9 protein-coding genes are annotated in these 11,521 nt (G+C 37.6%); 6 read left to right on the top strand and 3 right to left on the bottom strand.

Annotated features, from left to right (window positions below; translation table 11 throughout):
• The first annotated feature begins 15 nt into the window (after positions 1–15).
• The 5 genes from cimA (at position 16) to xylA (ending at position 6,397) form a co-directional block, all read left to right on the top strand.
• Positions 16–1,587 (top strand): citramalate synthase, encoded by a 1,572-nt coding sequence (gene cimA / locus CLO1100_RS19570; protein WP_014315501.1) that lies wholly within the window; start codon positions 16–18, stop codon positions 1,585–1,587.
• Positions 1,588–1,690: 103 nt separating this feature from the next.
• Entirely contained in the window at positions 1,691–1,948 is a 258-nt protein-coding gene (locus tag CLO1100_RS19565; protein WP_014315500.1) for a hypothetical protein, read from the top strand.
• Positions 1,949–2,241: 293 nt separating this feature from the next.
• On the top strand, positions 2,242–3,771 hold the full coding sequence (gene xylB / locus CLO1100_RS19560; RefSeq protein WP_014315499.1) for a xylulokinase: 1,530 nt from the start codon (positions 2,242–2,244) through the stop codon (positions 3,769–3,771).
• Between the two features lie 49 nt (positions 3,772–3,820).
• Positions 3,821–5,020: an ROK family transcriptional regulator gene (locus tag CLO1100_RS19555; RefSeq protein ID WP_014315498.1), complete on the top strand. Its 1,200-nt coding sequence runs from the start codon at positions 3,821–3,823 to the stop codon at positions 5,018–5,020.
• A gap of 57 nt (positions 5,021–5,077) precedes the next feature.
• Positions 5,078–6,397, top strand: a complete 1,320-nt coding sequence (xylA, locus tag CLO1100_RS19550; protein ID WP_014315497.1) for a xylose isomerase — start codon at positions 5,078–5,080, stop codon at positions 6,395–6,397.
• Positions 6,398–6,860: 463 nt separating this feature from the next.
• Here the strand turns inward: xylA and CLO1100_RS19545 are convergent, their stop codons facing one another.
• The 3 genes from CLO1100_RS19545 to CLO1100_RS19535 form a co-directional block, all read right to left on the bottom strand.
• Entirely contained in the window at positions 6,861–8,222 is a 1,362-nt protein-coding gene (locus tag CLO1100_RS19545; RefSeq protein ID WP_014315496.1) for an MATE family efflux transporter, read from the bottom strand.
• Positions 8,223–8,320: 98 nt separating this feature from the next.
• Positions 8,321–9,118, bottom strand: a complete 798-nt coding sequence (locus CLO1100_RS19540) for an AraC family transcriptional regulator (RefSeq protein ID WP_014315495.1) — start codon at positions 9,116–9,118, stop codon at positions 8,321–8,323.
• A gap of 22 nt (positions 9,119–9,140) precedes the next feature.
• A complete protein-coding gene (locus tag CLO1100_RS19535) occupies positions 9,141–9,782 on the bottom strand; it encodes a nitroreductase family protein (protein WP_014315494.1) in 642 nt (213 codons plus the stop codon).
• 154 nt (positions 9,783–9,936) lie between these two features.
• On the opposite strand from CLO1100_RS19535, the gene CLO1100_RS19530 reads away from it, so the two are divergent.
• Positions 9,937–11,262 carry an alpha-glucosidase/alpha-galactosidase gene (locus CLO1100_RS19530; protein ID WP_014315493.1) on the top strand — a complete coding sequence of 442 codons (1,326 nt, stop codon included), beginning with the start codon at positions 9,937–9,939 and terminating at the stop codon, positions 11,260–11,262.
• Positions 11,263–11,521 lie beyond the last annotated feature (259 nt).

Below are 11,521 nucleotides of genomic sequence, written 5' to 3'. Positions count from 1 at the left end.
GAAAGGAGAAATTATATGGAGAATAACAAAATAATCATGTATGATTCAACTTTGAGAGATGGGGCTCAGGCGCTGGGAATATCATTTACAGTTGAGGATAAACTGAAAATTGTTTCAAAGCTTGATGAACTGGGCATTGACTACATCGAAGCGGGTAATCCCGGTTCTAATCCAAAAGATCTTGAGTTCTTTGAAAGAGTATTAAAATTAGAATTGAGGACGTCCAAAATAATTGCTTTTGGGTCAACCAGAAGGGCGAATATAAAGGCCGAAGACGATGTGAACATACAATCTCTTCTACATGCAGGTACCGAAGCGATAGCCGTTTTTGGTAAGTCTTGGGATTTCCAGGTTACTGATATATTAAAAACTACTCTGGACGAAAATCTTAATATGATATATGATACCGTCAGATTTTTAAAAGAAAAAGGAAAAACTGTTGTTTACGATGCGGAACATTTTTTTGACGGTTATGATGCAAATCCCGAATATGCTATTGAAACCTTGAAGAAGGCATGTAATGCAGGGGCAGATACAATATGTCTCTGTGATACAAAGGGGGCAGGTCTGCCTTCTCACATAGCCAGAATCACAAAGATAGTAAGGGAAGCGGTTGATTGTGCAATTGGAATTCACTGCCACAACGATAACGGAATGGCCGTTGCAGGGTCTATTTCTGCAGTAGAGGCAGGAGCGGTACAGATACAGGGAACAATTAACGGCTTTGGCGAAAGATGCGGAAATGCCAATCTTTGCACAATTATCCCCAACCTTCAGCTTAGAATGGGATATCAGTGTATACCCAGTGATAATATGTCTTATCTTACGCCTACGGCAAGGTTTGTAAGTGAGGTTGCGAACATAATACATGACGAAAGGGCACCTTTCGTTGGAAACTGCGCATTTGCACACAAAGCCGGAATGCATGCTGATGCGGTAAATAAGAACACTTCTGCCTACGAAATGATAAATCCGGAGGTTGTGGGGAATCAGCGTGTGATTCTTATGTCTGAAGTGGCAGGCAGAAGTGCGGTTATGAACATCATAAACAAGATAGACAGTTCTATAACCAAGGATTCCCCTGAAACCAAAAAGATAATTGAAAGATTGAAAGAGCTTGAGTATGAGGGCTACCAATATGAAGGTGCAGAAAGCTCATTTGAACTTGTTATCAGGAAAATGCTTGGTAAGTACAAATCTTTCTTTGAATTGAAAGAATTTAAAGTTATAGTAAATGAGCCAACCATAAATAGTGTAAATTCTTCTGCTATGATAAAAATAGTTGTTGGTGAGCAGACAGAGATAACTGTAGCAGAAGGAGACGGACCTGTAAACGCACTTGATAAAGCTTTAAGAAAAGCTCTGGAGAGGTTTTATCCTAAAATAGGGGAAATGAAGCTTACTGATTACAAGGTTAGGGTGCTAGATTCTAATTTTGCGACTGCATCAAAGGTTAGAGTTCTGATAGAAACTACTGACGGACAGGAAGTTTGGACGACTGTCGGAGTATCTTCCGACATAATTGAAGCCAGCTGGCGGGCTTTGGTTGATTCGGTAGAGCACAAACTAATGAAATCAGATATTTAGAATAACAATTTTTACAAATATATATAAATGTCGGCTGTATTTTTTTTGATTTACTGTATAATAGTATTAAAGAAAAACTAATTATATAAGGGGATCAAATCAATTGAAGCTCTATGGCAGAATAATAAAGCAGGGAAAACTCATAAATGAAGCGTGGGCCGAACCGCAGGGATCATCCGGGGATTTCAGGGACCAACTTGAGGAATGCCTTATTCAGGTTTGCAAGAAACTTGATATAGAAGTTCCGATTTGGCTTAAAAAGAATACCACAGAGTTCGGATTATATAGAAAAACCAGTTTCAATGGTGATCACTTCGGTGAGGAAATTAAATTTGACAGGTTCGAAATAACATTATATTAGACAAAATACATTTTTGAATATTAGTATGGGTGGAACTTATTGTTCCGCCCTTTTTATTTTTTATAAGGTATAAAATAAAAAATACAAATATCACAAAAAAAGGAAATTATGATTTATGTATTTAAATAAAAAATTTGCAAACCATAAATATGAATACCTTGATTATGATTCTTTATAAAGTTTGTACAAAAACTAAGTTGCAAAACCGAAATATATTTTGACAAAACTATCATAGCTTGGTATACTTTATAATATAATATTATAAAGTATACTTTGGAGAGGGGGACTATATATTGTCTTTTCTTATTGGTATTGATCTAGGAACATCAGGTGTAAAAACAGTATTATTTGACGAGGCCGGAAAGCCTGTTGCAAGCTCTACAGTTGAGTATCCTCTTTATCAGCCTAACCTTGGCTGGGCTGAACAGGATCCTGAAGAATGGTGGAAGGGCACATGCGAAAGTATAAATAATGTCATGTTAAAAAGTGGCGTTGATAAACGAGAGGTTAAGGGTGTTGGATTGTCCGGACAGATGCATGGAGCCGTTTTACTGGATAAGGACGACAAAGTATTAAGAAATGCGATAATTTGGTGTGATCAGAGAAGTGCTGATGAATGTGTTCAGATTACTGACCTCATCGGTAGGGAAAGATTGATAGAAATTACTGCAAACCCGGCACTTACAGGGTTTACTGCTTCAAAAATCATGTGGGTTAAAAATAATGAACCTCAGATATTTGAAAAAGTAGCAAAAATACTGTTACCAAAAGACTATATCAGATTTAGATTAACAGGAGAGTACGCTACTGAGGTTTCTGATGCCAGCGGTATGCAGTTGATGAATATAGCAAAAAGAGAGTGGAGTACGGAAGTTCTTGATAAATTAGGACTATCCACTTCAATGCTTGGTAAAATGTATGAATCTCAGGAAGTTACCGGAAAAGTTACTTCATCAGCAGCAGATCAGACAGGACTAAACGCTGGAACAATTGTAGTCGGGGGTGCTGGTGACCAAGCTGCAGGTGCAGTCGGAAACGGTATTGTTAAGTCAGGTATAGTATCATCTACTATCGGAACATCAGGTGTTGTTTTTGCATATACAGACAAGCTTACAATAGATCCTCTTGGAAGAGTGCATACATTCTGCCACGCTGTACCTAATACCTACCATGTAATGGGTGTTACACAAGGTGCTGGACTTTCACTGAAATGGTTCAGAGATACTTTCTGTATGGAAGAAATGATGACTTCTGAGCTTTCAGACATTGATGTATACAAGCTCCTTGATGCAGAAGCTGAAACTATAAAACCTTGCAGCGACGGACTTATTTACCTTCCATATTTGATGGGAGAAAGAACTCCTCACCTTGATCCGAACGCAAAGGGTGTATTTTTCGGTCTTACTGCAAAGCACACAAAACCTCATTTTATCCGTTCAATAATGGAAGGCGTAACCTTCAGCTTGAGGGATTGTCTTGAAATTATTAAGGAAATGGGCGTAGATATATCAGAGGTAAGAGCTTCAGGCGGAGGCGGAAAAAGTGGAATCTGGAGACAAATGCAGGCTGACGTATTCGGTACCAATATAAACCGTATCCGTTCTGATGAAGGACCTGCTTTAGGTGTAGCAATCCTTGCAGGAGTTGGTGCAGGTATATATGACAGTGTTCCTCAAGCTTGTGAAGATGTTATAAAGGTTAAAGATACTCTTGCTCCTATTGAAGATAGAATAAATAAATATGATGATTTCTACAAGCTGTATACAAAGCTTTATAAATCATTAAAAGATGATTTTACCCAGCTTAGCACAATATTGAAATAAGCTTTATACAGTTAGTTCTGTGTAAATTACAGTATATGGGGGTTGATTTATGAGGTTGGGTAAAGCCGGAAATAATAAGCTATTAAAAGAGATTAATGAGACATCATTACTCGAATTAATAAGAATAAACAAGCAGGTTTCAAAAGCTGAGCTTGCACAAATAACCGGACTTTCACCTACTGCATGTGGGACAATAGTTACAAACCTGCTTGACAAAGGGTACATTCGTGAAGCAGGAATAGGAACATCCAAGGGCGGCAGGAGGCCAATACTGTATGAATTAACCCCGGGAAGCTATTTTTCCATAGGCGTGGACATTGATATTGACTATATTCGTTTTATTTTAATGGATATTACCGGGCAAGTTGAATTCAGGGATAAGATATCTTGTGATTTTGCCCGGGCCGCTTCAGAGTCAATACGGCTTATGGAAGAAAAGATAGCTGAAATTATAAAAAACCACAACATTGGACACGAAAGATTACTCGGAGTGGGAGTATCCGTTCCGGGAATGGTTGACAACCTTACACATGAGATAATATTCGCTCCGAATCTTGGTTGGGAACAGGTAGATTTGGAACACATGATGGATGGAATTGGAGACTTTCCTATATATGTTGATAATGAAGCGATGTGTTCTGCATTATGTGAAAACTGGATAGGATGCTGTATGGATGAAAGTGATTTTGTATGTATAAATATGAAGTCAGGTATTGGCTCCAGTATATTTGCAGCCGGAAATCTGTACAGAGGATGTTGTGGAAGTGCAGGGGAAATAGGTCATATAACCGTTGACCAGAATGGGCCAAGATGTGCCTGCGGAAACTATGGATGTCTTGAAGCGTTGGTCTCGGCAAAAACTATGGTAGAGAAGGCACAAAAGTTGGTGAGGCAAGGTTTAATCACGGACTTTGAGAACATTGAAGCGATAACTGTCGATGATATTTTCAGACTGGCAGGTGAAGGAAACGAGTCAGCCAGAATTATTCTGGTAGAGTCAGCAGGGTATTTGGGACTAGCAATAGCAAACCTTATAAATACTGTAAATCCTTCTAAAATAGTTCTTGGCAAAGAATTGGTCAAATTTTCTGAAGATATAATGGATCACTTAAAAAGTATTGCATCAGCAAAGGCACTCAAGTATCCTGCCTCCAGAGTAGAAGTAGTTGCATCAAAAATCGGAGAAGATTCATCGGCTTTGGGTGCGGCGATAATACCATTAAAAAAGCTATTTGGCTACAGGCTATAGGCTTAATATATATGAATTGTTAGGAATCAAAAAAACAAAAAACGGAGGGATTTTAATATGTCAGAAGTATTTAGCGGTATTTCAAACATCAAATTTGAAGGAAGTGGGTCAGATAATCCATTAGCTTTTAAGTACTACAACCCTAAGGCAGTTATCGGCGGAAAAACAATGGAAGAACATCTGAGATTTGCAGTAGCGTATTGGCATACTTTTGCAGCACCAGGTGCTGATATGTTCGGTGCAGGATCATATGTAAGACCTTGGAACACAATGTCCGATCCTCTGGAAATTGCAAAATATAAGGTTGAAGCAAACTTTGAATTCATTGAAAAGCTTGGAGCTCCTTTCTTCGCTTTCCATGACAGAGATATTGCTCCAGAAGGTGACACACTTGCTGAAACAAATAAAAATCTTGATGTAATTGTTTCAGTAATTAAAGATAGAATGAAATCAAGCCCTGTAAAACTATTATGGGGAACTACAAATGCTTTCGGAAACCCAAGATTTATGCATGGTGCATCAACTTCACCAAACGCTGACATATTTGCGTATGCAGCAGCTCAGGTTAAGAAGGCAATGGAAATCACAAAGGAATTAGGCGGAGAAAACTATGTATTTTGGGGTGGTAGAGAAGGTTATGAAACTCTATTGAATACAGACATGAAGCTGGAACTTGACAATTTAGCAAGATTCTTAAAGATGGCTGTTGACTATGCTAAGGAAATTGGTTTTGACGGACAGTTCCTAATCGAACCAAAGCCAAAGGAACCAACTAAGCACCAATATGACTTTGATACAGCTACAGTTATCGGCTTCTTAAAGACATACGGATTGGACCCATACTTCAAGATGAATATTGAAGCTAACCATGCTACATTGGCAGGACACACATTCCAACATGAACTTGCTATGTGCAGAATCAACAATATGCTTGGAAGTATCGATGCAAACCAGGGTGACGTAATGCTCGGATGGGATACAGACCAATTCCCAACAAACCTGTATGATTCAACTCTAGCAATGTTGGAAGTATTAAAGGCTGGCGGATTGACAAAGGGTGGTCTGAACTTCGACTCAAAAGTTAGAAGAGGATCATTTGAACCAGCTGACTTGTTCTATGGACATATTGCAGGTATGGATACTTTTGCAAAGGGTCTTATCATAGCTAACAAGATCATGGTAGACGGTAAGTTTGATGCATTTGTTGCTGACAGATATTCAAGCTACACAACTGGTATCGGTAAAGATATTGTTGAAGGAAAAGTTGGCTTTAAGGAATTAGAACAACACGCACTTAATGCAAAGATCCAGAACAAGTCCGGACGTCAGGAAATGCTGGAAGCTTTGTTAAACCAATATATACTCGAAGCAAAATAAGCTTAAACTTTAAAGTAAAAAACCCCTTGGACGTTATTGTTCAAGGGGTTCTTTAACTTTATATAAGCTAGGTAAATGGTAATTAATTACAATTACTAAAAGTGTATTATAAAAGACAGAAAAAAAGTCTTGCATAATTACATTAAATGGTATAATATATATTTTGTTACATAGATTACTAAATTTCTATATTTTCTTTTAAATTCTTCGTACACCCTATTCAGAAAGTTTTGAAATTACCCTTCGTATACATTCCTTATATTCAACATGGCTATAAAATTATAATAATCCCGATAGTTTATAAAGGACTAAATAAAAGGCAGTAAGTCTGCCCCAATACACGTTAAATATAAGATTATAACGTGTAAAAATAATACCTTGAAACTAACTAAAAAATAGATATATTTCCTTCTAAAGTCCCTACGCATGAAGTAATCCATGCGTAGGGGGTTTTTTTGAGAAGTTATACTTTTAGATACTTCCAATCGCCTTTATTCATTCGCAAAAGGTACATAACGGAGCGTGCACAGAAATCCAAAAAGATACCAATCATTACAGCAATGAGCCCCATACCAAGAACACTGTCAAGAGCATATGAAGGCAATACTCTCAGGGCCCATAAACCTACCAAAGACGTAATCATAACATACTTAATATCACCGGCGGCTTTCAGGGTTGCAGAACAAATGTTGAGAACAGCAAGCAGGGGTTCAAGGACACCAAAAGTCCTTACAATCATAACAGATTCCTTTATTACTTCGGGATCATCGGAATATATTCTGGCCAATAAAGGAGCAAATGCAAACATAAAAATACCAAGAACAAACCCAAAAATCATGGTTATTTTTAAGCCCTCATAAGAATAATTATTTGCCTTGTCATAATTCTTTTCACCAAGGCTTTGTCCCACAAGAGTTGTATTTGCTATGGCAAAACCGAATATCGGGAAAAACGCAATCGCATTAATATTGATTCCAATCTGGTAAGCAGCCATTGCAACCGTACCCATGGTCACAATAATAAGCTGAAGAATGAGAAACCCTCCCTGCATAACTGCCTGCTCAATAAACCCCGGCACACCAATATTTATAATTCTTTTCATTAGCTGCGGTTTCAAACGGTAATTATCTTTAAGACTGAGATTAAGTTTAAGTCCTTTTCTATTATACAGAACAAGAACTCTTGCGGTTACACCGATTATTCTTGAAGCAGTTACGGCAATGGCAGAACCTGCCACACCCATGCCCGGTATATTCAGAAAAGGTACACCGAAAATTAAAATAGTGTTAAGGATAATATTTACTATATTTACTCCTCCTGTAATATACATAGGAGTCTTTGTATCTCCGGCACCTCTCATTGCTCCTGATACAATTATGTCAAGAACAAAAAAAGGAAGACTGAACAAAATAATATTAAAATAAGTCAGACCATGGTTGAAAACCTGTACTTCTGCTCTACCCAAAAATAAATTAAGAATGGGACTAGAGAATATTTTTCCTGTTACCATTAGAAATATTCCCACAACAAGAGCCATGTATCCGGACTGAATCAAAGTTCTTTTGGCCTCTATATGATTTCCTTCTCCGGTTACCCTTGCTATAACCACTGTGGTTCCTATTGATAGTCCTGAAAAGACAGTCTGCAGGAAGTTGATGAGCATGTTGACCATACCGACCCCTGCCAAGGCTGCTGTACCAATCCAGCTCATGAATACCGTAGAAATGATACCTACTAGCATTTCAAGAATCTGCTCAGTTATGGAAGGCCAGGCAAGACCGATAATTTCTTTGTCAATCTCTTTGTTTAGTTTAAACTTTTTCATGAATATGACCCCGTATAATAGTATTTAAACTATTATTATAGACCTATAATTTTGGCATGTCACCAAGAAAATCATATTAAAAAAGTCGGTAAAATTGGTTATAAGTTACTCTTGTAAAGTGACGGAGGCATCCCATATTTTTTCTTGAACATTTTTGAGAAATTGTAGATGTCGTCATAGCCGGTACTTCTTCCTGCCTCTGCTACTGTATAGCCATGTTTGGAAAGAAGAAGTGCAGCCTTTTCAAGCCTGTAATTGACAATAAAGTTCTGGGGTGTATTCCCAATGTGCTTATGGAAAATCCTACACAGATATCTTCTGTCAATACCAAGCATATTTGCTATACTTTCTACAGATATTTGGCTTGCATAATTGGCCATTATATAATCCTTGGCACGTTTACAGTAAACACTCGTTGCAGACCCTTTCGGTGTTTGACTGAATTCTTCTGACACGTATGAAAACAACTCAAAGATTTTGCCACATAAGTACAATTCTGAAGAGTGCTGCATGTTTTCAGCATCCTTCATACTGAGAAAGGTGTTTCTGAGAGACGGTATATGCATTGTACAAGTACCATCTGAAAATCCACTGTTTTTCAGTAAATCGGGAGCTAAACTTCCATTAAACCCAATCCATATATATTCCCACGGATTTTCATTATCAGCCTTATAAAAGGTCAATTCGTAAGGCCGTATCAGAAACAGACAGTCCTTAGATAAAGGATAGCGTTTCCCGGCTCTCTCAAAAACACCACTTCCTGAAACAATATAGTGAATCAGATAATATTCACGTGAAGCAGGTCCAAAAAAATGTCCCTTATCACATGACTCCCACCCGCATATCAACGGGTTGATATCATTAAAGCATTTATTCAGTAGAGGAATATTGTACATTAAAAAAGACCCCTTGGTATATTCACCTGTATTCAATAACTTCATTCATATTTCTTAGGTTTTTCCCTCGAGGAGCATAATTGGGAATTCCTATGGGAACAACGCTTATAAGTCTTAAATCATCTCTTACGTGTAAAAGGTTTTTAATTTGGGGTTCTCCAATTACGGGGTCGTTCATCCAACAGGCTCCATAGCCTTTTTCAGTTATGGCAAGAAGCATATTTTGGACAGCGGCGCCAATTGACAGAATATCAGGGTAAGCAAGGGCGTCGAGCATTTCCCTTTTTGAGAAACCTTTTTCAGAGAAAGCCTTGGAAACTCTTTCGTCATAGTAATCCATCCTGTCAAGAAATACGAATATAACCAGAGGAGCATTTTTGAAAAAACTCGTTGCCTTTTCTCTGGAAATCAGGAATTCTTCATTTGCTTCCGTGAAACCTGTCCCATAGAATTCTCTGGCACTTCTTGCAGTTTCCTCTGCAAGCCTCTCAATCAAAGCTTTGTCTTCCACGGCAACAAAGTGCCAGCACTGGCTGTTACATCCGCTTGGTGCGTTTACCGCACAAGAAATAAAATATTCAATATCTTTATGGGAAACAGGTGTTTCTTTAAATTTACGTATGCTTCTTCTTTTTACTGCAAGATTATATAAATTATTTTCCAAATAAAATCATCCTTTCAAATACTGCTCTTTTTTATATATTAAACTAAACCTAATGGTTACATTATAACAAATATAAGTTACATTATTCAATTTTCGGATTATGTATTTCTGGTATTCTATAGATAGAGTTTAAATGGTATGGAGGGTATCAACGATGGTCAAAATAACATTTATGGGAGCCGGTAGTACTGTATTTGCAAAAAATGTACTGGGTGACAGTATGTGTACGGAAGCTCTGGCAGACGGTGAAATACGACTGTATGACATTGCAGGCGATAGACTCAAGGAGTCTCAAATTATGCTGGAGGCAATAAATAGAAATGTAAACAAGGGAAGGGCTAAAATAAAAACCTATTTAGGAGTTGAAAACAGAAAGGAGGCCCTTCGGGATGCAGACTTCGTTATCAATGCTATACAAGTTGGCGGATATGATCCATGTACGATTATTGATTTTGAAATTCCCAAAAAGTATGGATTAAGGCAAACAATTGCAGATACACTGGGAATCGGCGGAATAATGCGTACACTTAGGACAATTCCGGTTATGGAGGACTTTGCAAGGGATATCGAAGAAGTTTGTCCCAACGCTTGGTTTTTGAATTATACAAATCCAATGGCCATGTTGTCCGGGTATATGCAGAGGTATACGGGTGTAAAAACAGTGGGATTATGCCATAGTGTACAGATTTGTTCTCAGGATTTGTTGAAATCCTTGGGTATGGAAGACCGGCTGGAAGGAAGAAAGGAACTGATAGCTGGTATAAACCATATGGGATGGTTACTGAAAATATGTGATAAGAACGGCAATGATCTTTACCCTGAGATTAAAAGACGTGCAAAAGAAAAGAATCAAAACGAGAAGCATTATGACATGGTAAGATATGAGTATATTGAAAAATTAGGGTACTACTGTACTGAATCAAGTGAACACAATGCGGAGTATAATCCGTATTTTATAAAATCCTCATATCCTGAACTTATAGATAAGTTCAACATACCTCTTGATGAATATCCAAGGAGATGCATATATCAGATTGAGGAGTGGAATAAACGTAGGGATGAGTTAATGAGTAATCAGGCTCTAAACCATACCAGATCAAGTGAGTACGCATCTTATATTATGGAGGCGATAGTAACAAATAAACCTTTTAAAATCGGTGGAAATGTTATTAATAAAGGCGGCCTAATTGAGAACCTTCCCCACGAAGCATGTGTTGAAGTACCTTGTATGGTTGATGGTATGGGTGTTAATCCGTGCAGGGTGGGACGGTTGCCTGTACAATTGGCAGCAATGAATATGACCAACATTAACGTTCAGCTCATAACTATTGAAGCAGCAGTCACAAAAAAGAAGGAGCATATCTATCATGCAGCTATGCTGGATCCGCACACGGGTGCTGAAATGACTCTTGATAATATAGTGAAAATGGTTGATGAACTAATAGAGGCACATGGTAGTTGGCTTCCCAAATTCAAGTAATAGAAAAAATATGAAAATAACTTTAAGCTATGCTTAGAGTTATTTTTTTGTCTGTTTATATATAAAAGTTTCCATTTAGCACTATTCTGTGTGTAAATATAATTTTGAGTTGACACAAGCATACAGAATATTATTTCTAACAATTTTAAAAATATAAATATATATTTTGATAAATTGTATTGACACAGAATACTTCAGATTATATAATAGCAAACATATAATATTACTAGGAATAATACAGCAGAGGGATAAATCACTG

Origin of the sequence: Clostridium sp. BNL1100, from assembly GCF_000244875.1 — a bacterium.
In the GTDB taxonomy this organism is placed as follows: domain Bacteria; phylum Bacillota; class Clostridia; order Acetivibrionales; family DSM-1351; genus Ruminiclostridium.
Note: the sequence above shows the minus strand (reverse complement) of the source record. Positions and strands in the feature narration are given on the sequence as shown.

Bases quoted from the DNA above. Each gene is read 5' to 3' on its own strand.
- CLO1100_RS19540 (WP_014315495.1), bottom strand. From the start codon at position 9,118: ATGTACAATATTCCTCTACTGAATAAATGCTTTAATGATATCAACCCG.
- CLO1100_RS19545 (WP_014315496.1), bottom strand. From the start codon at position 8,222: ATGAAAAAGTTTAAACTAAACAAAGAGATTGACAAAGAAATTATCGGT.
- xylA (WP_014315497.1), top strand. From the start codon at position 5,078: ATGTCAGAAGTATTTAGCGGTATTTCAAACATCAAATTTGAAGGAAGT.
- CLO1100_RS19530 (WP_014315493.1), top strand. From the start codon at position 9,937: ATGGTCAAAATAACATTTATGGGAGCCGGTAGTACTGTATTTGCAAAA.
- cimA (WP_014315501.1), top strand. From the start codon at position 16: ATGGAGAATAACAAAATAATCATGTATGATTCAACTTTGAGAGATGGG.
- CLO1100_RS19555 (WP_014315498.1), top strand. From the start codon at position 3,821: ATGAGGTTGGGTAAAGCCGGAAATAATAAGCTATTAAAAGAGATTAAT.